At 75.0% G+C, this 23984-nt stretch carries 15 protein-coding genes; 4 read left to right on the plus strand and 11 right to left on the minus strand.

Annotation, left to right across the window (positions count from 1 at the left end):
- Nucleotides 1-403: 403 nt before the first annotated feature.
- The 4 genes from ACFOVU_RS00180 to ACFOVU_RS00195 form a co-directional block, all read right to left on the minus strand.
- On the minus strand, nt 404-7651 hold the full coding sequence (locus tag ACFOVU_RS00180; protein WP_378529189.1) for an SDR family NAD(P)-dependent oxidoreductase: 7248 nt from the start codon (nt 7649-7651) through the stop codon (nt 404-406).
- 66 nt (nt 7652-7717) lie between these two features.
- Entirely contained in the window at nt 7718-8035 is a 318-nt protein-coding gene (locus tag ACFOVU_RS00185; protein WP_378529190.1) for an acyl carrier protein, read from the minus strand.
- Between the two features lie 470 nt (nt 8036-8505).
- Nucleotides 8506-9168 carry an AIM24 family protein gene (locus ACFOVU_RS00190; protein ID WP_378529191.1) on the minus strand — a complete coding sequence of 221 codons (663 nt, stop codon included), beginning with the start codon at nt 9166-9168 and terminating at the stop codon, nt 8506-8508.
- 63 nt (nt 9169-9231) lie between these two features.
- Nucleotides 9232-9879 (minus strand): endonuclease, encoded by a 648-nt coding sequence (locus ACFOVU_RS00195; RefSeq protein WP_378529192.1) that lies wholly within the window; start codon nt 9877-9879, stop codon nt 9232-9234.
- A gap of 229 nt (nt 9880-10108) precedes the next feature.
- Between ACFOVU_RS00195 and ACFOVU_RS00200 the strand changes: the two genes are divergently transcribed.
- Nucleotides 10109-10522, plus strand: a complete 414-nt coding sequence (locus tag ACFOVU_RS00200) for a winged helix-turn-helix transcriptional regulator (RefSeq protein WP_378529193.1) — start codon at nt 10109-10111, stop codon at nt 10520-10522.
- A 36-nt stretch (nt 10523-10558) separates the two neighbouring features.
- Here the strand turns inward: ACFOVU_RS00200 and ACFOVU_RS00205 are convergent, their stop codons facing one another.
- The 3 genes from ACFOVU_RS00205 to ACFOVU_RS00215 are packed head-to-tail and all read right to left on the minus strand — an operon-like array spanning nt 10559 to nt 14391.
- On the minus strand, nt 10559-11764 hold the full coding sequence (locus tag ACFOVU_RS00205) for a homogentisate 1,2-dioxygenase (protein ID WP_378529194.1): 1206 nt from the start codon (nt 11762-11764) through the stop codon (nt 10559-10561).
- On the minus strand, nt 11739-13418 hold the full coding sequence (locus tag ACFOVU_RS00210) for an FAD-dependent monooxygenase (protein WP_378529195.1): 1680 nt from the start codon (nt 13416-13418) through the stop codon (nt 11739-11741). Before ACFOVU_RS00210 ends, ACFOVU_RS00205 begins: the two co-directional genes overlap by 26 nt.
- 10 nt (nt 13419-13428) lie before the next feature.
- On the minus strand, nt 13429-14391 hold the full coding sequence (locus ACFOVU_RS00215; protein ID WP_378529196.1) for an MBL fold metallo-hydrolase: 963 nt from the start codon (nt 14389-14391) through the stop codon (nt 13429-13431).
- A 192-nt stretch (nt 14392-14583) separates the two neighbouring features.
- Between ACFOVU_RS00215 and ACFOVU_RS00220 the strand changes: the two genes are divergently transcribed.
- A complete protein-coding gene (locus ACFOVU_RS00220; RefSeq protein ID WP_378529197.1) occupies nt 14584-15123 on the plus strand; it encodes a MarR family winged helix-turn-helix transcriptional regulator in 540 nt (179 codons plus the stop codon).
- Between the two features lie 111 nt (nt 15124-15234).
- Here the strand turns inward: ACFOVU_RS00220 and ACFOVU_RS00225 are convergent, their stop codons facing one another.
- Nucleotides 15235-17622, minus strand: a complete 2388-nt coding sequence (locus tag ACFOVU_RS00225) for a terpene synthase family protein (RefSeq protein ID WP_378529198.1) — start codon at nt 17620-17622, stop codon at nt 15235-15237.
- Between the two features lie 584 nt (nt 17623-18206).
- On the opposite strand from ACFOVU_RS00225, the gene ACFOVU_RS00230 reads away from it, so the two are divergent.
- Nucleotides 18207-18911: a sulfotransferase family protein gene (locus ACFOVU_RS00230; RefSeq protein ID WP_378529199.1), complete on the plus strand. Its 705-nt coding sequence runs from the start codon at nt 18207-18209 to the stop codon at nt 18909-18911.
- A gap of 45 nt (nt 18912-18956) precedes the next feature.
- On the opposite strand, the gene ACFOVU_RS00235 is transcribed toward ACFOVU_RS00230, so the two are convergent.
- Nucleotides 18957-19856, minus strand: coding sequence for a LysR family transcriptional regulator (locus tag ACFOVU_RS00235; RefSeq protein ID WP_378529200.1), 900 nt, complete (start codon nt 19854-19856; stop codon nt 18957-18959).
- 149 nt (nt 19857-20005) lie between these two features.
- Between ACFOVU_RS00235 and ACFOVU_RS00240 the strand changes: the two genes are divergently transcribed.
- Nucleotides 20006-21058, plus strand: coding sequence for an aldo/keto reductase (locus tag ACFOVU_RS00240; RefSeq protein ID WP_378529201.1), 1053 nt, complete (start codon nt 20006-20008; stop codon nt 21056-21058).
- A 37-nt stretch (nt 21059-21095) separates the two neighbouring features.
- Here the strand turns inward: ACFOVU_RS00240 and ACFOVU_RS00245 are convergent, their stop codons facing one another.
- Both ACFOVU_RS00245 and ACFOVU_RS00250 read right to left on the minus strand, forming a co-directional pair.
- Complete coding sequence (locus ACFOVU_RS00245; RefSeq protein WP_378529202.1) at nt 21096-22298, minus strand: CaiB/BaiF CoA transferase family protein; 1203 nt, start codon at nt 22296-22298, stop codon at nt 21096-21098.
- 121 nt (nt 22299-22419) lie between these two features.
- Entirely contained in the window at nt 22420-23916 is a 1497-nt protein-coding gene (locus tag ACFOVU_RS00250) for a carboxyl transferase domain-containing protein (RefSeq protein ID WP_378529203.1), read from the minus strand.
- Nucleotides 23917-23984 lie beyond the last annotated feature (68 nt).

A 23984-nucleotide genomic window follows, 5' to 3' on the forward strand; every position in this document is an offset into this window, starting at 1 on the left:
CGGGACGGGGACGGGTCGGCACCGGACGGCGGCGGCACGATGGTGGGACGGCGGCGCCTGAGGGGACGCCGGCGGGTGCGGGGGCGGGGACGTGCCCCGCGGAGGCGGTATCGCTGCATGCGCACACGTGGCCCGGCCCGGATGTCGGCGGTGCGGCGCCGCGCCGGCCTCCGCCGCCGGGCGGCACCGTGGCCTCCGGCGCCGCGGGCCCGCTGTCGCCACAGGAGTCCTGCGGGCTGCGCGGCGGCCCCGCACCACGACCACGACGGAGCGGGGCACGTCATCGCCGGCGCTGCTCCGTCACCGTGGCCGCAACGGTCTCCAGGGTCCCGCCGTCGCCACACTGGCCCGACGGGCCGCGCGGCGGCCCCGCACGGCGGCCGCGATGGGGCGGGGGCGCGGGTCATCGCGGCCCCTGCTCCGTCACGGTGGCCGCGATGTGGGCGGCGAGGCCGCCCAGGGTGCCGTCGGCCCACACGAGTTTGGCGGGGACGCGCACGCCGAGGCGCTGCTCGACGCGGGTGCGCAGCTCCAGGGCGCGCAGCGAGTCGACGCCGAGGTCGGTGAGGCGGGCATCGCCGCCGATGTCGCGCGCACCCGCGCCGAGGATGTCGCGCAGCTCGGCGGCCAGGTGCTCGGTGACCAGCTCGGCGGCGCGGGCGCCCCCGGCGGCGCGCACCCGCCCGAGCAGGCCGGTGTCGCGCGCGTCGTCCACCCGGCCCGTTCCCTCGCCCACCATGTCGGCGAAGTAGGGGGAGGCCGCGGCGTGGGGCATGGTCTTGCTCCACAGGTCGGCATCGGCGGGCAGGTAGCCCGTACACGTGCGGTCGTGGCGCAGCAGCCGGTCGATCGCCGCTATCCCCTCCTCCGGGGTGATCATGGTGTACCCCTGCCGGGCCAGGTGCGCCCCGGCCCCGAGGTCGGCCCAGGCGCCCCAGGCGATGCTGGTGGCGGTCAGCCCTTGGGCGCGCCGCCAGGTGGCCAGGGCGTCGAGCCAGGCGTTGGCCGCGGCGTAGCCGGCCTGCCCGGGCGGGGCGACCAGGGCCGCGGCCGAGGAGAACGCCAGCCACCAGTCCAGGTCGCGGCCGGCGGTGGCCTGGTGCAGCCGCCAGGCGCCTTCGGCCTTGGGCCGCCACGTGCGGTCGAGGGTGGCGTCGTCGAGCAGGGCGACGGTGCCGTCGGCGATGACGGCCGCGGCGTGCGCGGCGCCGCGCAGGGGCACCCCTCCCGCCTCGGCCTCGGCGACCAGCCGTTCGGCGGTGCCGGGCGCGGCGATGTCGCCGGGCACGACGCGGACGTCGGTTCCCCCGGCGCGCAGCCCGGCGACGGCCTCCTCGGCCGCGGGCCCGGGCGCGTTGCGGCCGTTGAGGACCACCCGGGTGGCCCCGTTCGCGGCGAGGTGGGCGGCCAGGCGCAGCCCGATCCCGCCCAGCCCCCCGGTGATGACGTAGGCGCCGTCGCGCACGACGGGCACGTCGGCGGGGTCGGTGACGGCGTCGGCCGTGCCGTCCGGTCCGGGCAGGGTCAGGACCAGCTTGCCGGTGTGGGCGGCGGCCGCCATCGTCCGAAACGCCGGGACCGCCTCGGCCAGCGGCAGGGCGGTGACCGGCAGGACCGGGAGGCGCCCGGCGGCCAGCTCCGCGGCGACCTCGGCGATCAGCTCGGCGAGCAGGTCGGGGCGGTCGGCGGCGATGCGCGCCAGGTCGACGCCGGCGAAGGAGATGCTGTTGCGGAAGGGCGCGGGGTCGATGCCGGCCCCGGAGTGGATGTCGCGCTTGCCGATCTCGATGAAGCGGCCGCCCACCCGTAGGGCCGCCATGCCGGCCCGCTGCGCGGGGCCGGTGAGGCTGTTGAGGACCACGTCCACCCCGGCGCCGCCGGTGGCCTGGCGCGCCTGGTCGGCGAAGTCGAGGGTCCGGGAGTCCATGACGTGCTCGACGCCCATGGCGCGCAGCAGGTGGCGCTTGGCCTCGCTGCCCGCGGTCGCCAGCACCCGGGCGCCCATGGCGCGGGCCACGTGGAGCGCGGCGAGGCCGACCCCGCCGGTCGCGCAGTGGATGAGCACGGTCTCGCCGGGGCGGGGCCGCGCCAGGTGGCGGAGGGCGTACCAGGCGGTGACGTAGGCGCAGGGCAGCGCGGCGGCGTCGGTGAGGTCCAGTCCGGCGGGCAGCGGGAGGACGGTGCCCGCCGGTACGGTGACGTGCCCGCGCAGGGCGCCGTCGGCCATCAGGGCGACCCGGTCGCCCGGGGCGAGCCCCGGCACACCGGGCCCGACGCGCTCGACGGTCCCGGCGGCGTCGGCGCCGAGGGGGCGCACGCCCGGGTACACGCCCATGGCCTGGAGGACGTCGGCGTAGTTGAGGCCCGCGGCGTGCACCCGCACCTCGGCCTCGCCGGGTCCGGGCGCGCGGCGCGCGGCCAGGGCCGGTTCCAGGCTGGCGAGGTCGCCGGGGGTGCGCACGCGCAGGGCGACGGTGGTGCGGCCGGGATCGCAGGGGGTGCGTCGGCGCTCGTCGGGGCTGAGGGGGGCGCGGCGCAGCCGGGCGGTGTGGCGGCGCCCGGCCCGCAGGGCGACGTCGGGGTCGGTGCCGCCGCTGAGGAGCTCTTCGGCGATGCGGGCGGGCGGGGTCGCGGTGTCGGTGTCGATGTGGACGATGTCGAGTTCGGGGTGCTCGTGGCCGGCGGTGCGGGTGAGCGCGCGCAACGGGGCCTGGTCCACGGCGAGCCCCTCCCCCGGCGACACGGGGCAGGCGTCGGTGGTGACAACGGCGAGCCGGGGCAGGCGCCCGGTGTCGTCGGCGACGAGCCGGCGCAGAAGACCCAGCACCGCGCCGACCCGCGCACGGGCACGCCCGGGGTCGGGAACGGGGGTCGGCGGGGCCGTGACGACGACGATGCCCCGCAGGTCGCCGGGGTGGTCGTGCAGGACATCGGGGAGGGTGCCGTCATAGGACAGCTCAACGATGGTGACGGCCCCGCCGCGGTCGATGATGTGATCCCTGATGCCCGCAGCGAGCACCGCCCCGGGCTCGGCGAGCACCGTCCACGCCCCGATGGATACGTCGCCCTCCCCGGGACCGGCGATGTCCACCCGGCACGCACCGCCGTCATCCGTCCCAGTGGCGGTACCCTCGACGCGCCCCCCGGCGGCACCGACAGCGGCGCCCGCGACGCCCCCCGGAAGCACGCTCCCGGCGAGGACGGCACCCGGCTCGGCGAACGCCGCCCCGGCGCCCGAGATGGTCGCCTCCCCAGCGACGACCGCGTCAGCTCGGGAGACACCGCCGTCATCCGCTCCGGCGGGTACAGCGACGACGCGCCCGCCCTTGGCACCCCCCGCAGCGGCCGCCGTGGCGCCGACGGCGGCCCCTGTAACGGTGCCCGCAGCCGTGGCCCCGGCGAGGACGTCATCGGCACCCGCCACGGAGAGCGCCGCTGGGGCGGGGCCGGATTCGGCGCGTGCCGGGACGGCGAGGGTCTCACCGAGGGTGAGGTGCTCGGGGCCTTGCGCGACCTCGACCGTCCCGGTGGCCGTGTCGGCAGGGGGCACAGAGCCGGCACCGCCCGAGAGACATGCGGCCGCGCCGATACCGGTCAGGCCGTCGGCCTCCCCCACGGCCGCGGTGAGGGACGGGGCCGGGCTTTCCGACCAGACGATGCAGTGGAGGCGTTCGGCGAGGTGGGGGTGGTCGTCGGTGTCGACGACGATGCGGACGTCCTCGGCGTCGAGCAGCGGTGTGCCGTCGTCGGACCGTAGGCGGAACCGGCCGGTCACGCTGCCGGAGGCGGTGCGACGGCCGTGGATCTCGCAGTGCGCGCCAGCGCCGACCAGGCCGTGTAGCCGGACCCTGCCGACGGCGTTGGGCAGGCCCACACGGCCGTCGAGCATCCGGTCCAGCAGCGGGGCGGCGAAAAGCTGGAGGCAGGCGTCCAGGAGCAGGGGGTTGAGGGTGCAGGCAGCGGCGGCGGTGCGGGCGGCGGAGGCCACGGCCAGCCGCCCCACGGCCGCGACGGTGTCCGCGGGAGCGTCGGCGGGCATCCGCACGGCGCGGACGCCGCGGAAGAGCGGACCCAGGCCGATGGGGGTGCGGTCCAGCCGGCAGTAGAACTCCTCGGCGGTGATCTCGTGGGAACCGTCGCCGTCGGGAGACGGCGCGTCTGGGGCCCGGTCGCCGCTGGAAGGCGCGGTGGCCGGGACGGTACGCCCCTCAACGTGCGCCGTGTCCGGGGTACCATCCCCCGTCGGGCACGCCGCGTCCAAGGCGTCGCCCCCCTCCCGGTAGGCCGCGTTGACAGGACGGGCATCGGCCTCCCGGCCCCCGGCCGCGGGGGGCCGGCCGGTGTGGTGGAGGCGGGCCGATGCGGTGCGGACCCACTCGGCGCCCTCTTTAGCGAAGACGGAGAAGGCCGCGGTGCCGCCGCCGACGTCCAGGTCGGCGCGGGTCGATACGAGCGTGTGCTCGTCGACGGCGAGGAAGGTCTCGAGCCGCAGGCCGGTGACCTCGATGTCGGTCTGGTCGGCCGTGAAGACGGTGCAGGCGGCGGTGACCGCCATCTCGACGTAGGCGGCCAAGGGCACGAACACCACCCCGTTGAACCGGTGGTCGCCCAGCCACGGGAGTTCGGCGGTGCCGATGTCGGCGTTCCACACATGGCGGCCGTGGTCGTCGGGCAGGACGGTGTGGACGCCCAGGAGCGGGTGGTGCGGCGCGCCCCGGTGCACCGCGCCGTCGGCCGGGGGCAGCAGGAACGTGTGGTGGTCCCAGGCGCTGGGCGGCAGGTCGGCGGCGTGGGCGCGCCCGGGGTGGGCGCGGTCCCAGGCGACGGGGGTTCCGGCGCAGTGGAGGGCCCCGACCCGGGCGCGCAGCGCGGTGGGGCCGTCCTCGTCGCGGCGCAGGGAGGGCAGCGCGGTGACGGTGCGCCCGGCCGCGCGGGCGGTCGCCTCGACGGCGCGGGTCAGCAGCGGGTGGGGGGCGAGTTCGACGAACACGCGGTGGCCGTCGTCGACGAGTGCCCGCACCGCGGAGTCGAAGCGCACGGGGCGGCGCAGGTTGTCGGCCCAGTAGGCGGCGTCGAAGGCGGGCACGGCGCGGGGGTCGGGATCGACCGTGCCGTAGCACCGCACGTCCGGCCTGCCGGGCCGGATCCCGGACAGCGCCGCGGTGATGCCGTCCAAGAGGGGGTCGACCGCGGGCGAGTGGGAGGCGACGTCGACGGCGACCCGGCGGGCGGGGGCGCCGCCGTCCTGCCAGACGCCGATCAGCCGGTCGACCTCGGCGGGTGGACCGGCCACGACCGTGGACTCCGGGGAGTTGCGGACGGCGACCACGACCCCGGCCGCGCCGTGGACGTCGAGCGCGCGCTCGACGTCGTCGCCGGAGAGCTCGACGGCGGCCATGGCGCCATCGCCGCGCAGCCCCGCCAGCAGGGCCGACCGGCGGCAGATGACCGCCACGCCGTCGGCGAGGCCGAGTGCCCCCGACACGACGGCGGCGGCGGCCTCGCCCATGGAGTGGCCGACGACGGCGCCGGGCTCGACCCCGTGGGAACGCCACACGGCGGCGAGCGCGACCTGGAAGGCGAACAGGGTCGGCTGGACGCGATCGATGCCCGCGACGGCCGTCTCGCCCGCCAGCGCATCGCGGACGGAGAACCCGGCCTCGGCGCGCACGAGCGGATCGACGGCGTCGACGGCCGCGGCGAACGCGGGCTCGCCGCGCAGGAGCCCGGCACCCATCCCGGCCCACTGCGAGCCCTGCCCCGAGAACACCCACACGGGCGGTCGCCCCCCTGCGGCGGGGGCGGTACCGTGGGCGATGCCCGCCGCCGGGTCGCCGTCGCCGGTGGCGGCGGCGCGCAGCCGTCGGGCGAGCCCGGCGTGGTCGTCGGCGACGACGGCGATGCGGGCGGGGCGGTGCGTCCTGCGGCGGGCCAGCGCGTGCCCGATGTCGGCGAGGGGCACGTCGGAGCCGTCGGTCTCCACCCACGCGGCCAGCCGCAGCGCGGTGGCGCGGGCGGCGGCGGGGGTGGCGGCCGAGATCGGGAACACGAGGGGCGGGCTCGCGTCAAGGCCGGCCGCGGCGGCGGTGACGTCGGCGGATCGCTCTTCCGGACGGTGCGGACGCCCGCCGCCCGGCTCATCGGCACCTTCCTCGTGAGCGACACCGCCATGACGGCGATCGTGTCCGCGCATGTCAGCGGTGTTCTGGACCGGCCCGCCGCCGCCAGCGGCCAGCGGGGTGCCGCGCCGCTCCGGGGGGCTTTCGACGATGGCGTGGGCGTTGGTGCCGCTGAGGCCGAAGGAGGAGACGGCCGCCAGACGCGCGGCCCCGGGCACCGGCCACGGGACGGTCGCGCCGGGGACGAACAGCCCGGTGCCCTCGGCGGCGATCTCGGGGTTCCAGCTGCGGAAGTGCGGGGTGGCCGGGACGGCGCCGTGGCGCACGGCCAGCACCGCCTTGATGAGCCCGACGATGCCCGCGGCGCATTCGGTGTGGCCGAGGTTGGCCTTGACCGATCCCAGGGCGGTGCGGCGGTCGCCACCCGCGGCCCCGTAGACCGATGCGAGGGCGCCGAACTCGATGGGGTCGCCGAGCGGCGTGCCGGTACCGTGCGCCTCGATCATGCCGATGTCGTCCGGAGCGCTGCCCGCGGCGGCCAGCCCCCGGCGCAGGACGTCGGCCTGGGCCAGGGGCGAGGGGGCGGTGAGCCCGTTGGAGCGCCCGTCCTGGTTGAGCGCCGAGCCGCGCAGCAGCGCGTGGACGGCGTCGCCGTCGCGCAGGGCGTCGCCGAGCCGCTTCAGCACGACCGCCCCGCAGCCCTCGCTGCGCACCAGGCCGTCGGCGTCGGCGTCGAAGGGGCGGCACCGGCCGGTGGGTGAGAGCATGCCCCAGCGGGCGAAAGAGACGCTGACGCCGGGGTCGAGGATCAGGCTGACCGCTCCGGCCACGGCGGTGTCGCATTCGCCCAGGTGCAGGCTCTGCGCGGCAAGGTGCACCGCGGTCAGCCCCGATGAGCAGGCGGTGTCGACGGCGAGGCTGGGGCCGGTCAGGCCCAGCAGGTAGGAGATGCGGCCGGCGGCGACGGCGTGGGAGTTGCCGGTGGGGCCGTAGGTCTGGACGGCGTCGTCGGCGGTGCGCGCGGCGGCGCAGCGCAGGGCGTAGTCGATGTGGGACAGGCCCGCGAAGACGCCGGTGTGCGAGGCCTCCCGCACGCCGGCCGGAAGCCCGGCGTGCTCCAGGGCCTCCCAGGCGACCTCCAGGAGGACGCGCTGCTGGGGGTCCATCGCGGTGGCTTCGGGGGCGGTGATGCCGAAGGAGGCGGCGTCGAACCCGCCCACGTCGTCGAGGTAGCCGCCGGCGCCGTAGGCGGGCCGGCCGGGCGCGCCGGGGTCGGTGTCGGGGTGGCGGGCGGGGTCCCAGCGGTCGCGGGGGGCCGCGCCGATGGTGTCGCGGCCGTCGGTGAGCAGCCGCCACAGCGCCGCGGGCGCGTCGGTTCCGCCGGGCAGGCGGCAGGCCATCCCGATCACGGCTATGGGTTCGCTCCCAGCGGGGGCGAGGCTGGAATTCCCGGTGTGCGCGGCAAGGGGGCCATGACGGGTCGACCCGGCGCGCTCGGGGTCGCCGGCGCGGGTCGGCTGGCTGCCGGTCATGTGGGTGGTGCTCCGTTCGCGGTGGGCAGGGCGACGGCGGGGGCCGCGCGGCGGCCCGGGACCGGCTCAGCGCCGGAAGGGCTCCTCGGCGGGGGCGCCGGCGGCAGGTGCGGGGCCGGCGGCCGCTGCCGGGTGGGCGCCGGTGACCAGGTGCCGGGCCAGGGTGTCGATCGAGGGGTATTGCCACGCCAGCAGGGTGGGGACGGGCCGCCCCATGTGTACCTCCAGTGCCCCGGTCAGTTCGGCCGCTCCGCGGGAGGTGAGCCCGAGCGCGGAGAACGGCAGCGCCGGATCGACCCGGCGGGGATCGGTCGCGGTGCGCCGGGCGACCTCCTCGATCAGCCAGGCGCGCAGCTCGGAAACACCGTCGACCGAGTCGGTCATTTACTTGCCCCAATTTCGAACCGGATTTCAGCGACAGAAATACACGCCACGTCGGACGCCGGATGCGAGTATCCTCCCACATTCACCACGGTGCAACACGCACCGCGCATACCCACGTGCCACGGAAGCGGACATTCCGCCCGTGCGACTCACCGGGTCGGCAAGCATCGCACAACAGAGAAGGAGCACCTCAGAGCGCACGGGAAGAAATATCGAAGGAATCCGTCAAAGGTTTTCAGAATGCCAATGCGAAACGGACACCGACGCCGTTGATCGCATTTCAGGCGACTTGCGTATCCGAGCAACCGATGCCCGCGAGACAACGGATCCGAAATTGCACGAGCGCCCCGCGCGCGGGCCGATGCGCTCCCGCCCGGAGGGGGCGCAGGAATGGCGGTGCGCGGCCCGATGCCCGCGGGCCGCGCACGGCGGGGCGGCGGACGGGGACGCCGCCCCGTCCGCCGCCGGGGTCAGCCGGCCTGGACCGGGACCTGGGGGCCTTCGGACGCCTGCACCAGGACGAACCCCTTGCCCTCGAACGCCAGCTGCATCGCCTCGCCGCTGCCGCGGCCGATGAGCGCCCCGGCTCTGACCGTGCGCCGCACACCGGTGTGCAGCGACGACGACCAGGCGACCGCGGAGTCGGTGTCGACGAAGGTGGGCCGGTCGACGTCGAGCAGCACCGGTGTGCCGTGGCAGGCGATGGCGATGCGCCCATGGCCGGTGAACACCGTGTTGAACAGCCCGCCCGAGGCGATACCCGCGCCCTCGACCCGCTTGATGTCCCAGTTCAGGCCGGATTCGAAGGCGAGCACGTTCTCGCCGCTGACCGTCACGGAGTCGCCGTCGAGGTCGATGACGTGCACGTCCCAGGCGTCGCGCGCCAGGAAGACGTCGCCCTCCCCGGTGACCTTCATCAACGGTAGGCCCTCGCCTGTCACCGCCTTCTTGAACAGCTTGCCGATGCCCCCGGACCCCTGGTAGGCGAAATCGACGTCGCCCTGGTAGGCGACCATCGCACCCTGGCGGGCGAAGAACTCCCCGCTGAAGCTCACCCGGAGCATCTTGGGGTTCTGGAGGCTCATCCCCGGCCGGTCGGATTCCCGTACCTGATCGAACAGTTCGCTACGCATGCGCTTATCCTGCCCGATCGCCGCACAAATGGGGCCGGATTGGGGAGGTCGGCGGTGGCCGGGTCAGGCGGCGGCGGCGCGGATGCGGGCGATGAGGGCGTCGTCGCGCGCCGCGGCGGCCAGGCCGGCGGCGAAGGCCGCGGTGTCCTGGCCGGGCACCAGGGCCCCCAGGCGGGCTTCGGACTCGGGCAGGCCCAGGCGTGCGGCGCCGTCGCGGGCGCGGCGGTCGGTGTAGGGGCGCAGCCATGGCCAGACCTCCTGCGCCTCGCGGCAGAACATCGCCGCCCCGGTGGGGCCGATGCCCGGGAAGCGGCGCAGCGCCTCTTCGAGCCGCCCGCGCGAGCCGCCGGCCGCGGCGCCGAGGCGGCGCAGGTCGCCGCCGTAGTCGTCGAGCACCATGCGGGCGCACTCCCCCAGCCGGGTGGCGGTGCTCTCGTCGTAGCGCACGTAGTGGCCCCGCCCCAGCGCGTCGACCCGTTGCTGCCAGGTCAGCCCGGCCATCCCGCGCGGCGTCGTGCCGCCGGCCGCGTTCAGCTCGCGGGCGGCGGCCACCGCGATGCCGGCCGAGATGCGCGCGGAGAGCAGGTTCACCAGGACGAGCAGCTGCCACAGGGGCGCGGGCCGGTCGGCCAGGCGGATCCCGGCGCGGCGCGACAGCGGCCCGCCGGCCTCGTCGATGACGGCGCGGGCGGTGTTCTTCTGCGACGCCATGGTCTCTCCCCCTTTCCGAGGGGCCGCGGAAAGGCCCTCGGCGGCGCCACTACCCGCACGGGCGCCCTTCCACCGTCCCGGCGGGGTGGCCGCCCCGCGGCGTCCGGCACCGGGGCCGCCGGATCCGCCGGCCCGCGCGGCGGTGCCGGCGGGTCCTCCTGCCCGTCCGCCGCGGGGATCCGGCCGAAACCACCGGCCCCGGCCGGGTGCGCCCAGGTAAGCTGAACCCATGACCAGCAGCCCCGAAGCCGCCCCCGCCGGGAGCGCCGGCCTCTTCGACGACGTCGCGTTCGACGTCTTCGCCCGGCGGTGCGCGTCACGCAGCGCCCTGGAGAACATCACCGGGCGCTGGGGCGTCCTGGTGCTCGCCGCGCTGCACGACGACACCTACCGCTTCAACGCCTTGCGCCGCCGGGTCGACGGCGTCAGCGAGAAGATGCTCGCCCAGACCCTGCACACCCTCGAGCGCGACGGCTTCGTCGTGCGCACCGTCCAGCGGCAGATCCCGCCCCGCGTCGAGTACTCCCTCACCCCGCTGGGCCGCGACACCTCCGCCAAGCTGCTGGAGCTCATCGGCTTCCTCGAACACCGCATGGACGAGGTCGTCGCCGCCCGCGACGGTTACGACTCCGCCCGCGACTGACCCGCGCCGCCGCCCGCCCCCGCGGGTCCGGCCGCCTCAGCGGTCCGGCCCGCGGCCCGACCACGTCCAGGCGTAGCCGGGGTCCTCGGCGGCGGCCCCGCCCTCGCCCAGCTCCAGCGGGCGGAAGGTGTCGACCATGACCGCCAGTTCGTCGAACGCCTGCACGCCGATGCTGCGCTCGTAGGCGCCCGGCTGCGGCCCGTGGGAGTGCCCGCCCGGGTGCAGCGAGACCGACCCCTGGCCGATCCCGGATCCCCGGCGCGCCTCGTAGTCGCCGCCGCAGTAGAACATGACCTCGTCGGAGTCGACGTTGGAGTGGTAGTAGGGCACCGGGATCGACAGCGGGTGGTAGTCCACCTTGCGCGGGACGAAGTTGCAGATGACGAAGTTGGTCCCGGCGAACACCTGGTGCACCGGCGGCGGCTGGTGCACGCGTCCGGTGATCGGCTGGAAGTCGCCGATGTTGAAGGCATACGGGTAGAGGCAGCCGTCCCAGCCCACGACGTCGAACGGGTGGTGGGGGTAGGTGTAGCGGGTCCCGGTGATCCCGCCGGGGCCGTTGCCGCGGTGCTTGATGAGCACGTCGACATCGGTGCCCTCCGCCGGCAGCGGCGCCGAGGGGCCGCGCAGGTCGCGCTCGCAGTAGGGGGCGTGCTCCAGGAGCTGTCCGTAGGCCGACAGGTAGCGGCGCGGGGGCGCGATGTGGCTGTTGGCCTCGATGGCGTAGGCCCGCAGCGGCTCGGCGCCGCGCGGCACCCAGCGGTGGGTGGTGGAGCGCGGGATGATCGCGTAGTCGCCGGTGGCGACCTCCAGGGCGCCGAACACGGTCTCCAGGGTGGCCGATCCCGACTCGATGTAGACGCATTCGTCGCCGATGCCGTTGCGGTACAGCTCTGAGGGGCGCCCGGCGGCCACGTAGGAGATGCGCACGTCGTCGTTGCCCAGGATCAGGCGCCGCCCCGTGACGGCGTCGGCCTGCGCCCAGTCGTCGGCGCCGAAGAGCGTGTGCAGCCGGAGGTGGCGCGGGATGAGCGGCGCGTTGGGCGTGCGGGTCTGGTCGGGGGGCTGCCAGGGGGCGGCGTCGACGATCGCCGAGGGGATGTGCCGGTGGTAGAGCAGGGAGGAGTCGGCCGAGAACCCCTCCTCGCCCATCAGCTCCTCGTAGTAGAGGCCGCCCTCGGGGGTGCGGTGCTGGGTGTGGCGGGTGGGCGGGACCTCACCCAGGAGGCGGTAGTACGCCATCGCCGTGCTCCTTCCGTGGTGTGGGGATGCGTGTGGCCGCAGGGCCGCCCGGCCGGCCGTCCGCGGCGCCGGTGGCGGCGCGCACGGCCGCGGCGATGCCCGCGGGGTCGCCGGCGCCGGGGACGGCGGCGATGTGGGCGTCGGGGCGCAGCAGCCACACGTCGCCGGGGCGGCTGTCCAGGGCGCGTGTGAGGGCGCCGGAGGGGTCGATGCGGGGCAGCGCCCAGGCCGCGACGGGGGCCGGGGTCGCCCGCTCGGCGGCCGTGCGCACCGCCTCCAGCTCGGCGGTGCCGGTGGTGAGCAGGGTCAGCCCCGACCGGGCGAGCGGGCGCAGCCGGGTGGCGCCGGGGACGGCGACGGGCGTGTCGGGCACCAGGACGCCGGGGCAGGGCGCGGGGGCGCGGCCGCGGGGCGGGCGGCCGGGGAAGGGGCGGTCGGCGGCGGGGGTGGTCAGCGGCGAGGCGGTGTACCAGAAGGGCTCGCTGAGCCGGCCGGAGTCGACCAGGGCCTTGGCGGCGTCGTCGGTGAGCGCGCGCCGCAGGACGTCGCGGCGGTGGGCGTGGCCGGCGTCGTCGCGGGGGACGAGGAAGCGCATGGTCGCGCCGGTGACCTCGGCGTTCTCGCGGGCGGCGGCGCGGCGCTCGGTGTCGTAGGTCTCCAGCAGGTCGTGGCCGGCCCACCCGTTGCGGTCGAACGCGATCTTCCAGGCGGCGTTCTCGGCGTCTTGGACGCCGGAGTTGAGTCCGCGGGCGCCGAAGGGGGCGTAGAGGTGGGCGCAGTCGCCGGCCAGGAGCACCCGGCCCGCCCGCATCCGGCCTGCCACGCGGGTGTGGAAGCGGTAGACCGAGCGCCACACCACCTCGTAGGGGGTGTCGCCGATGATCTGGCGGATCCGGCGCTCCAGCCCGCCGGTGGCCTCTTCGCGGCCGAGGTCGAAGCCGGGCGGGACCTGCCAGTCGATGCGGTACACCGACCCGGGGCAGGGGTGGATGAGGACCTGTCTGCCGGGGTTCCAGGCCGGGTCGAAGTAGAAGCGGCGCTCGCGCTCCCATCCGGCGAGGTCGGCGCGGATGTCGCAGATGAGGAAGCGGTCCTCGAAGCTCTCGCCGGGAAAGCCGATGCCCAGGCCCTCGCGGGCCACGCGCCCGTGGGCGCCCAGGCAGGCCAGGGCGTGGGTGCCGCGCAGGCGGACCGTCCCGGTGGGGGTGCGGCAGTGGGCGGTGACCCCGTCGCCGTCCTGCTCGACGGCGACGACCTCGTGGGACCACCGCAGGTCCAGGCCCAGGTCGGCGATGCGCTCGTCGAGGATCTGCTCGGTGCGCGCCTGGGAGATGTTGACGAACGGGGGCAGGGTGGCGGTGCCGGGGGCGGCGGGGGCGAGGCTGAACAGTTCGCGGTCGCGGTAGAAGGTCCGGGCGGTGTCCCAGGTCAGGCCCTCTTCGGCGATGGCGCCGGCCCCGACGGTGTCCCAGATGTCGAGGACGTCGCGCTGCTGCACGATGGCGCGTGACCCGGAGTCCTCGCGCCGGGGCCGCGCGTCGAGCAGGGTAACGGGGACGCCCCAGCGGGCCAGGAGCAGGGCGGCGGTCTGGCCCACGGGCCCGGCCCCCAGCACCAGGACCGGGGGGTCGGTTGCGGTGGTGTCGGCGGGCACGGGGGCCTCCCTAGTCCTGGAGGAGGTCCCAGACCTCGCGGTCGCGTTCGGCGGTCCAGATGACGGGGCGCTCGATGCCGGAGAGCTCGTCCCAGAGGCGGGAGACGTCGAAGGGCAGGCAGTGCTCGAAGATGGGCCAGTGGCCGTAGCGTCCGGCCAGGGCGGCGCGGGTGGCCTCGAAGGCCTCCTTGAGGGTGCCGCCGCGGCCGTGGACGGCGCCGACCTCGCGCAGCATGGTCGCCAGGAAGTGGCGGGTCTGGCCGATGGCGGCGTCGACCGCGGCGCGTCCGCGGGTGACGGGGCCGCGCCCGCCGATGAGGGTGTCGGGGCGCAGGGCGGCGACGGCGTCGAGGGTGGGGCCGGCCCAGTCGCGGTGGTAGGCGTCGCCGGTGTAGAGGGCGGCTTCGGCTTCGACGAGGTCGCCGGCGAAGAGGATGCGCCGCCGGGGCAGCCAGGCGACGATGTCGCCCTCGGTGTGGCCGCGGCCGGGGTGGCGCAGGACGAGGTCGCCGCGGTCGCCGCCCAGGGCGATGGTGAAGGTGTCGGAGAAGGTGGCGGTGGGCCAGGTCAGCCCGGGGACCGACGCGGCGTCCTTGGCCAGGCGGGGCATGCGGCCGAACTCGCTCTTCCAGTCGGCTTCGCCGCGTTCGGCGATGAGGGCGCGGGTGGCGTCGTGGGCGACGATGGTTTCGGCGTCGAAGGCGCTGGCGCCCAGGACGCGGACCGCGTGGTAGTGCGAGAGCACCAGGTAGCGCACGGGTTTGGCGGTGTGCTCGCGCAGCAGGGCGAGCCATTCGCGGGCGGCGGTGGGGGTGGCCAGGGCCTCGAAGCAGACGAGGAAGTCCTCGCCTTCGATGGCCCCGATGTTGGGGTCGCCCTCGGCGGTGAGCGCGTAGACGCCGTCGTCGAGGATCTCCAGTGTCCGGGGTTTGTCCGTGAGGTCCGCCGATGATGCGAAGGGTTTGGCTGCCATGGTCCTGCACCTCCGGGCCGCTTCCGGGTGAACCGGGAACCGGGAAAATATGATCAAATATTTGATTAATAGGACCGTAACGTGACGGCCTGGACTCACCATAGAGAGGGGCATCACTTTCTATGGTGACGTGAATCACATGATCTCCGGAAAGCGCCCTACCTGGAGCGATGTCTGCCCTAGCCTTGGGGAGTGACCCCGGATCCCGTATCCCCCGACCGGTTGGACTTCTGGTCCTTCGTCGACTACGCCGTCGGCGAGGCCCGGCGGGAACTTCCGGGTATCGACACCGACGCCATGCGGCTGGTGCTCACCCTGCACCGGGTCACGGGCATGGTCGTCTACGACCTGGAGTCCACCGTGCACCGGCCCAGCGGCTGGACCTGGCCGGGGTTCCGGGTCCTGTTCGTCCTGTGGCTGGCCGGCGACGTCGAGGCCAAGACCGCCGCGGAGCTGTCGGGCATGAGCCGCGCCTCGGTGTCGGCCCTGCTGAAGACCTTGGAGAAGGACGGCCTCGTCACCCGCCGCCCCGCCGAACACGACCGCCGCGCCGTGCGCCTCAGCCTCACCCCCACGGGCCGCACGGCGATCACCGAGGCGTTCGGCGAGCACAACGCCCGCGAAAGCTCATGGGCCTCGGCCCTCTCCCCCGAGGAGCGCACGACCCTGGTCGCCCTCCTCAACAAACTCATGACCGGCCCCACCTCGACCCGCGCCAAACGCCGCACCTGAGCGCCCTGCCGGGCGGGCGCGGGACGCCCGCCGCACCACGACGAACGCCTCCGGGCGGCGGCCGCAGCGGGGTAGTGCGGGCCGTCGCCCGGAGGCGTGGGCGTGCAGGGGTCAGACGGCGCGGGCCCGGACGGCCAGGTGGGCGGCCGACGTGCCCAGGCCGGTGGGGCGCAGGGGCAGGGTCGGGCGCGGGGCCTCGGCGGCCGTGCGCGCCGCGGTGGCCGGATCCGCCGGGACCGCGGGTCCCGGGGCGGCCACCGCCGCAGGGCGCGCGGGGGTCGCCGCAGGACGGGCGGTGGCCGGCGGGCGCGGGGTGAGGCGGCCCCCCGGCAGGCCCGGGAGACGCGGGGCGTGGGTGGTGCGGAGTTCGGCCTCGGTGTAGCGGACGCACTTACGGTGCCATTCGAGGATCCCGGACATCCAGTCCTTGAGCTCCTCGGCGTGGCGGGTGAGCGCGGCGCGGGCGGTGTCGTCGAGGCCGAGCCGGTCGAACAGGGCGGGCAGCTCTTCGCCGGCCAGGTGCTCGAACTGCTCCATGCGCGCGGTCATGAGGTCGGCGACGATGTCGCGCGCGGTCCAGCGGTCGACGTCCAGGAAGTTCTGCACGACCACGACCATGTTGTGGACCTCGCCCTCGAACTCCACCTCCTTCTGGTAGGAGTGGATGTCGTTGGCGAAGCAGGCGTAGTCCTGGGCCGATGTCTCCAGCTCGCGCAGGACCCGGTGGTCGTGGAGGCCGTCGGGGACCGCCCCCATGTGGGCGATCCGCGCCAGGCTCATGGTCATGTCCGACCCGAACGTCCGGCGGCGCATCTCGATGTAGTCCACGGGGTCGGGCACCCGGTTGGCGGCCTGGTTGTCGAGCTCCCACAGCCAGCTGTCGACCATGACCTCGACCGACTCACGGAACTGCACGCGGGCGGGCATCTCCAGGGGCCCGGCGGTGCGCCGCCACAGGTCGGCGAGGCCGCGCTCGATGGGGTCGGCCGGCTCGGGTGTGGCCCCGGCGTCGAGCGGCATGAACGCCCCCAGCCGCTCGGTGGCGGCCCGGGCGGCGATGAGGTTGCGCGTCGCGCCGTAGACCGCGGGGTAGTAGTCGTCGCCGTAGGTGCCCCAGGCCAGCCAGTGGCTCGACAGGTTGAGCGCCTCGAGGTCGGAGTCGGGGTGGATCATGGCCGCGCAGTGGGGCAGGTCGATCCCGGCGCACCGGCGCTCGTCCCACACCCCGCCGGCCTCGACCCCGGGCAGGGAGTCGAAGAAGCCCATGCGGCGCGACCAGTCGATGCAGTCGCGGCGGGCCTGGTCGAGGTGGGGGCTGGTGCGGACGGGGAAGGGCATGTACAGCTCGGGTACCGGCAGGTGCCCCACGGACTGGAAGGGCCGCCGCGTCAGCTGCCGGGCGCGGTGGCGCAGCCCGGGTGCCAGCGCCAGAGACGGCAGGAGGGAGGCGGTGCCCAGCCCGGTGGGGCCGCCGAGGACGCCGGGGGCGGGGGTGGCGGCGCCCTCGTTCATGTACCGGCTGGAGCGGGCGTGCCATTCGTGCCCGCCGGCCTGCCAGTCCTGGAGGCCCTTGACGTAGGCGGCCACCCCGGCCTGCTGGTCGGGGGTGATGGCGTGCTCGGCGAAGAGCGGGGCGACCTCGCCCAGCGCGGTGTCCTCGAACTGGATGAGGCGGGAGGTCAGCAGGTCGTTGACGAGTTCGGCGGCCTCCTGGGTGGGCCGGTCGAAGAACCGCTCGAAGACCAGGACGGCGTTGGAGTTCTCGCCTTCCTCGCGGACCTCGCGCTGGTAGGAGAACAGGTCGTTGCGCAGGTGCACGGCGTCGGCGAAGGTGTCGCTGAGCACCTGGAGGGGGCGCGAGGCGGCGATGGAGTCGGGCACCTCGGCGCCGACGGCGACCTCGACGAGGTTGGCCGACCATGGGGCGCCGCCGACCCGGCGCCGCATCTGGATGTACTCGATGGGGTTGGCGATGCGGGCGCGGTTGATGTTGTCGAGCTCCCACATGGACTCGACCATGAGGTTGTGGGTGCTGGTGATGAAGCGCCGCCGCCACTCGTGGGACATCATCGGCACGGTGCGCCGCCACAGGTCGTCGAGCCCGGCTTCGGCGGCGTTCTCGGGTTCGGGCGCCTCCTGGCCCTCAAGCGTCATGAACAGTTCGAGGCGGTCGAGGTAGTCCTGCGCGCCGTCGAGGTCGCGGGCGTACTTGAACTGCTCCAGGAAGTGGTCGTCGAAGAAGAACACCCACGTGTACCAGTCGGTGATGAGGTCCAGGGTGGGGGCGTCGCAGTCGGGGTGGGTGTAGGCGCACATCAGCGCGTAGTCCATGGCGGCCAGGGCGGCGTGGTCCCAGACCAGGCCGCCGCCGGGGGTGGGGGTGTCGAGCATCCCCATGCGCCGGGCCCATTCCATTCCGTGCGCGCGGGCCCCTTCCATGTGCGGGTTGATCCTCGCGGGGTGCGGAAGGTAGAAGTCGGGCAGGGTGAATGCTTGCATGAGCGCGCCTACTCTCATCGGCCGCGGACGGTCGTATGTTCCGGACGGTATCGGCCGGGGCGTGCGGGGGCCGGCCGTTTCCCGAAAAAAGTGCGGGATAGGCGGGATACACGTTGATTCGGCGGCGGCGCGGTACGTGTAGGCGTCCCGCCGTATCCCGGCGGGAGGCGCCACGACCCCTGGCCGGCATACCGGACCGGCCTGAATGCGTTCTTCGGATTCCCGATTCGCAGATGGCGTGACGTCCGCGGTTATCGCATTTCGGCGGACATGACCCTGAGTTTCGGATATCGGGCGCTATTCACCGGAACTCGCGGATGCCCGCCCCGCAATGTGTGCGGGTGCGTCCCGTTCCGCCGGACCCCGCACCCGGGCGCCCGCGCCCCGGGCCGCGGCGGACGAACGGCCACGGCCACCCCCGCATCGGATACCCGGCGCCATTTCACCGCAAGGAGGTGCGCTCCGGTCCGGCGCGCGGGTTCCTCGGCTCCGGCGGGCTCGCCGGACCCAGGGCGGGTAAATACCCTCCGTGGTCACATCGGCACTACGGGGAGATCCGACGGCGTGTCGCACCGGAGGGACACATGCTCAGAGTGATAGGAGCGGGATTCCCGCGCACCGGGACGAGCTCGATGAAAGCCGCACTCGACCGGCTGGGGTTCGGCCCCTGCCACCACATGTTCACCGTCATGGGCACCCCCGGCCTTCCCGGCCGGTGGGCCGAGGTCCCCGCCGCCTGCACCGGGCGGGGGCGCACACCGGTCGACTGGAGCCGCGTCTTCGCCGGCTTCGCCTCGGCCGTCGACTGGCCGGCCTCCTTCTTCTGGCGTGAGCTGTCCGCGGCCTACCCCCAAGCCAAGGTCGTGCTCACCGTGCGCGACCCCCGCAGGTGGTACGCCAGCGCCCGCGACACCGTCCTCGGCGAAGCGGCGGAACGGGTCACCGATGGGACCTCTCCGGCTCTCAGGGAGATGACGAGCTTGCGCCCGGTACTTGATCTGATCTGGCGGACCTACTTCGGCACGCGCTCCGGCGTCCTGCCCGACGAGACGACGGCGATCGGCGCCTACGAGCGGCACAACGCCCGGGTGCGCGCCGAGATCCCACAGGAGCGACTGCTGGTCTATGAGCTGGGGCAGGGGTGGGAGCCGCTGTGCCGGTTCCTCGGCGTGGACATCCCCGCCGACGAACCGTTCCCCCACCTCAACGACACCGCGTCCACGCAGCGCCGGCTCGGCGAGGCCCTCAGCGGGGGGGCGGTGAGGTCCCCGTTCACATCGCCCGACTGACCGGGACCGGCGGGCGGCGGCCTCTTGCAGCGCCTGCCGCCCGCTCTAGAGGCCGACCCCCTCGGCCGCCAGCTCGCGCACCGTCTCGGCGAACGCCGGCACCAGCCGGTGCCCGCTGTCCAGCGGCCAGCCCAGCGCCACCCGCAGCGGCTCCACCCCCGTCAGCGGCCGCCACACGATGTCGGGCCGCTGGTAGTAGGCGGAGATGGACCGGGACACGATGCAGATCCCCGCCCCCGATGCGACGTACTCCAGCAGCTCCTCGGCGTTGTCGTTGGCCGGCCCCCACACCGGCTCGGAGCCGTCGGGGCGCGGCACCACCCCCCACCACTCCACCCACTCCCGCGGGGCGTGGCGGGCCCAGGGCATGGGTTCACCGCGCAGGTCGCCGATCGTCAGCGGCCCCCGCCCCGCCAGCCGGTGCCCGGCCGCCATCCCCACCGCCCGCGGCTCCTCGGCGACGATCTCGGTGTGCAGCCCCGTGAGGTCGTTGGGCAGCCAGACGAAGGCGACGTCGACCTCCCCCTCGCGCAGCGCCGGCACCTCGCCGCCCCAGTCGAACCGGTGCGGCACCACCGTCACCCCCGGGTTGCGCTGCTCGAACAGGACCCGGGCGCGCGTGCTGAGACTGCCCGCCCCGGTCGCCTCGAACCCCAGGCGCAGCTCCCCCTCGCCCGCCGCCCGCGCGGCCCGCGCCGCGCGCTTGCCCGCCGACCACGCCTCGGTCGTCTTGCGCGCCGCCTCCAGCAGCGCCTCGCCGGCGGGGGTCAGGCGCACCTCGCGGGCCCGGCGCTCGAACAGCGGCGTGCCCAGGCTGCGCTCCAGCTGGGCGATCTGCCTGCTCAGCGCGGGCTGCGACACATAGAGCCGCTCCGCGGCGCGGGTGAAGTGCAGCTCCTCGGCCACCGCTGTGAAGTACCGCAGCACCCGCGTGTCGACGTCCATCCCGGCCCTTCGCGTCCGATCACGCGCGACTCCGGCGTGTTCCCGGCGCGCGATGCATTCACGTTATGGCAGGAGGTCTTGGACGTTCCACCGGTTTCGGGCTGGACTGGTCGCGAACGCAACGACCACGACGACGGAGAGAACCCCCAATGCGCTACACCCTTTTCGGCCGGACCGGGCTGCGCGTGTCCGAATTCGCCTTCGGCGCCATGACGTTCGGGACCGACTGGAACTGGGGCGCCCCCGAGGACGAGGCGGCCCGGATGTTCGACGCCTACGCCGAGGCGGGCGGCAACTTCATCGACACCGCCGACGTCTACACCGACGGCAGCTCCGAACGCATCCTCGGCCGCCTGCTCAAGGGGCGCCGCGACGACTTCGTGGTCGCCACCAAGTTCACCTGCGCCGCCGCCGGGGGCGGCCCCAACTCCGGCGGCAGCCACCGCACCAGCCTGGCCGCCTCGGTGGAGGGGAGCCTGCGCCGGCTGGAGACCGACCACATCGACGTCCTCTACGTCCACGCCCGCGACCTGTTCACCCCCGTTGAGGAGACCATGCGGGCGCTGGACGACCAGGTGCGCGCGGGCAAGGTCCACTACGTCGCCGTGTCCAACTGGCCGGCGTGGGAGATCGCGCACGCCAACACCCTGGCCGAGCTGCGCGGCTGGTCGCCGTTCGCCGGGATCCAGCTGCGGCTGAACCTGCTGGAGCGCACCCCCGAACGGGAGCTGCTGCCCTTCGCGGAGGCCACCGACCTGGCCGTTGTGGCGTGGGGCCCGCTCGCCGAGGGGCGGCTGACCGGCAAGTACCTGCGGGGCGAGAGCGGGCGCCGCGACACCTTCCGCTTCGGCGCCGACCACGCCCGCGACGAGGAGATCGCCCGCACGGTGGTCGCGCTCGCCCACGAGCGCGGATGGTCACCGGCGCAGGTCGCGATCGCCTGGCTGGCCACCCGCCCGGGCAACGTGATCCCCCTGCTGGGGGCGCGCAACGCCGGCCAGCTGCGCGACAACCTGGCCGCCGGTGACGTCGAGCTCGACGCCGAGGCCCTGCGCCGCCTGGACGCCGTCTCCGCGATCGCGCCCGGCTACCCCTACGACTTCCTCGGCGACCCCACCGTCGCCCGCAGCATCCACGGCGACTACGGCCCCGGCCGGGTCGTGGACCGCCGCCGCTCCGCCGGGCGGCCCTTCGTCTCCTGACCGCCGGTGCGCCCGGGCCGGCGCACCGGCGGCCGGGTCACCCGGCGGCCGCCCCCTCGTCGTCGAGGCTGTCCAGCCAGGCGCGGACCGAGGCGTTGTGCTCGCCCAGGCGGGGCGGCGCGGCGTGGCCGGCGCCGGGGTCGTCATCGCCCTCGCGGGGGTCGAAGCGCACGGCGGGGCCGGGCAGCTCGATGGGGCCCAGGACGGGGTGGTCGACGCCGATCACCAGCCCCTGAGAGCGCACCTGGTCCCACTCATAGACCTGGTCGATGGTACGGATGGCCCCGCAGGGGATGCCGATGCCGCCGATGCGCTTGAGCCATTCGTCGCGGGTGCCGCCGGCCAGCGCCGCCTCGATCTCGGCGTTGAGGTCGGGGCGGTTGGTGACGCGCGAGGCGTTGTCGGCGTAGCGGGGGTCGGCCGGGTCGATGCCGAGCAGCTCGGCGAACTTGGCCCACTGGCCCTCGCTGGCCACCGCGACCTGGAGCATGCCGTCGGCGCAGATGTAGCCGCCGTAGGGGGCGATGGAGGGGTGGTGGTTGCCGATGGCCTTGGGCACCTCGCCCGCCACCGTCCAGCGGGTGCCCTGGAAGGCGTGCACCCCGACGATGGAGGACAGCAGCGAGGTGCGCACGACGCGGCCCCGCCCGGTCTGCTCGCGCTCCAGCAGCGCGCTGAGGACACCGAAGGCGCCGTTCATGCCGGCCAGCAGGTCGCCGATGGGGACGCCGACCTTGGTGGGCTCGTCGGGCGAGGGGCCGGTCAGGCTCATCAGCCCGGCCTCGCCCTGGGCGATCTGGTCGTAGCCGGCCCGGCCGCCTTCGGGGCCGTCGTGGCCGAACCCGCTGATGGAGCAGACGACCAGCCGGGGGTTCAGCTCCTCCAGGCGCTCCATGGAGAACCCGAGGCGGTCGAGCACGCCGGGGCGGAAGTTCTCCACCAGCACGTCGGCGGCGCGCACGAGCCGGGTGAGCAGCGCGCGGCCGTCGTCGGACTTCAGGTCCAGCTCCACCGACTCCTTGTTGCGGTTGCACGACAGGAAGTAGGTGCTGATGCGGTCGTCATCGGGGCCGACGAACGGGGGTCCCCACCCGCGGGTGTCGTCGCCGGTGCCCGGCTGCTCCACCTTGATGACGCGGGCGCCGAGGTCGCCCAGCAGCATCGCGGCGTGCGGGCCCGCGAGCGCCCGCGACAGGTCGACGACGACCTTGCCCGTCAGCGGTCCATTGCGTCCAGTCACGTGTGCCCCATTCTCGTTTCGGCGGTGGTGTCGGGCTCCCCCGGTATTGTCCGGCCGCGGGGGTGCGGCCGCGGCGGGAGGGTGCGCCCTCAGCGGACGGGCCGCCGGGGGCGGGCGCCGCTCACCCCGGCAGCCCGAGCCGGCGGTAGCGGTCGTAGCGGCGCTCGGAGCGCGCCTGCGGGTCCTCGCCCAGCAGCGAGGTGAGCTCGTAGCGCAGGACGGCGCCGACGCGGGCGCAGAACGCCTCGGGCTCGTCGGCGGCGTCGTCGTGCTCGGCGATGATGCGGTCGACGATGCCGTTGTCGCGCAGCTCCACCGAGCGCACCCCCTGGCGCTCGGCCAGCTCCGGCGCGCGGTCCACGGTGCGGTGCACGATGGCGCTGGCTCCTTCGGGCGGCAGCGGCGACAGCCAGGCGTGCTGGGCGCTGAGCACCCGGTCGGCGGGCACCAGCGCCAGGGCGCCGCCGCCGGTGCCCTGGCCCAGCAGCAGAGCCAGGGTGGGCACCTCCAGGGTGACCAGCTCGGTGAGGCAGCGGGCGATCTGGCCGGCCATCCCGCGCTCCTCGGCGTCCTTGGACAGGGCGGCGCCGGGGGTGTCGATGACGGTGACCAGCGGCAGGTCGAGGTCGCGCGCCATGCGCATGCCGCGGCGAGCCTCGCGCAGGGCGGCGGGGCCCAGTGGGCGCTCGGTGGTCTGGCGGGCGCGGTCCTGGCCCAGCAGCACGCAGGGGGCGCCGCCGAAGCGGGCGAGGGCGATCAGCAGGCCGGGGTCGGAGTCGCCGTCGCCGGTGCCATTGAGCGGGACGACGTCGGTGGCCGCGTGCCACAGCAGCTTGCGCACGCCGGGGCGGTCGCGTCGGCGCGAGCGGGTGATGGACTCCCAGGCGGGGACGTCGCCGATGGCCTCGTCGCCGGGGTCGGGTGCGTCGGGGACGCCCTCGGTGCGGGCGAGCAGGACGTTGAGGGCGCGGTGGGCGATGGCGGGGACGTCCTCGGGGGCGAGGACGGCGTCGACGAGCCCGTTGCGGTAGAGGTTCTCGGCGCGCTGGACGCCCTCGGGGAACTCCTTGCCGTAGAGGGCTTCGTAGACGCGGGGGCCGAGGAAGCCGATAAGGGCGCCGGGCTCGGCGACGGTGACGTGGCCCTGGGAGCCCCAGGAGGCCAGGACCCCGCCGGTGGTGGGGTGGCGCAGGTAGACGAGGTAGGGCAGGCCGGCGGCCTTGTGGCGGGCGATGGCGGCGGAGATCTTGACCATGGCGAGGAAGGCGAGGGTGCCCTCCTGCATCCGGGTGCCGCCGGAGGCGGGGGCGGCCAGCAGCGGGAGGCGCTCGGCGGTTGCGCGCTCGACGGCCTCGACCAGGCGCTCGGCGGCGGCGATGCCGATGGATCCGGCCAGGAAGGAGAACTCGCAGGCGACGATGGCGACGCGGCGCCCGCGCAGGAGGCCCTCGCCGGTGATGACGGCTTCGTCGCTGCCGCTGCGCTCGCGGGCGGCGGCGAGGTCGGCGGCGTAGGCGGGGTCGGGGTGCACGTCGATCGGCGGGGTGTCCCAGGACACGAAGGTGCCGGCGTCCAGTGTGATGTCGAGCAGCTCGCGCGCCGTGTGACGGTCGCCCATCGGCTCCCCCTCGGATGGTGGTTGCTTTAGTGGCTTATTGGCCTAGCCAATTCAGCTTAGACGGGCCC

This window comes from Nocardiopsis sediminis (genome assembly GCF_042650565.1).
Classification (GTDB): Bacteria; Actinomycetota; Actinomycetes; order Streptosporangiales; family Streptosporangiaceae; genus Nocardiopsis_B; species Nocardiopsis_B sediminis.

Excerpts from the sequence above, each read along its gene's own strand:
- ACFOVU_RS00180 (WP_378529189.1), bottom strand. The coding sequence starts at position 7,651 with ATGACCGGCAGCCAGCCGACCCGCGCCGGCGACCCCGAGCGCGCCGGG.
- ACFOVU_RS00185 (WP_378529190.1), bottom strand. The coding sequence starts at position 8,035 with ATGACCGACTCGGTCGACGGTGTTTCCGAGCTGCGCGCCTGGCTGATC.
- ACFOVU_RS00190 (WP_378529191.1), bottom strand. The coding sequence starts at position 9,168 with ATGCGTAGCGAACTGTTCGATCAGGTACGGGAATCCGACCGGCCGGGG.
- ACFOVU_RS00195 (WP_378529192.1), bottom strand. The coding sequence starts at position 9,879 with ATGGCGTCGCAGAAGAACACCGCCCGCGCCGTCATCGACGAGGCCGGC.
- ACFOVU_RS00200 (WP_378529193.1), top strand. The coding sequence starts at position 10,109 with ATGACCAGCAGCCCCGAAGCCGCCCCCGCCGGGAGCGCCGGCCTCTTC.
- ACFOVU_RS00205 (WP_378529194.1), bottom strand. The coding sequence starts at position 11,764 with ATGGCGTACTACCGCCTCCTGGGTGAGGTCCCGCCCACCCGCCACACC.
- ACFOVU_RS00215 (WP_378529196.1), bottom strand. The coding sequence starts at position 14,391 with ATGGCAGCCAAACCCTTCGCATCATCGGCGGACCTCACGGACAAACCC.
- ACFOVU_RS00225 (WP_378529198.1), bottom strand. The coding sequence starts at position 17,622 with ATGCAAGCATTCACCCTGCCCGACTTCTACCTTCCGCACCCCGCGAGG.
- ACFOVU_RS00230 (WP_378529199.1), top strand. The coding sequence starts at position 18,207 with ATGCTCAGAGTGATAGGAGCGGGATTCCCGCGCACCGGGACGAGCTCG.
- ACFOVU_RS00235 (WP_378529200.1), bottom strand. The coding sequence starts at position 19,856 with ATGGACGTCGACACGCGGGTGCTGCGGTACTTCACAGCGGTGGCCGAG.
- ACFOVU_RS00240 (WP_378529201.1), top strand. The coding sequence starts at position 20,006 with ATGCGCTACACCCTTTTCGGCCGGACCGGGCTGCGCGTGTCCGAATTC.
- ACFOVU_RS00250 (WP_378529203.1), bottom strand. The coding sequence starts at position 23,916 with ATGGGCGACCGTCACACGGCGCGCGAGCTGCTCGACATCACACTGGAC.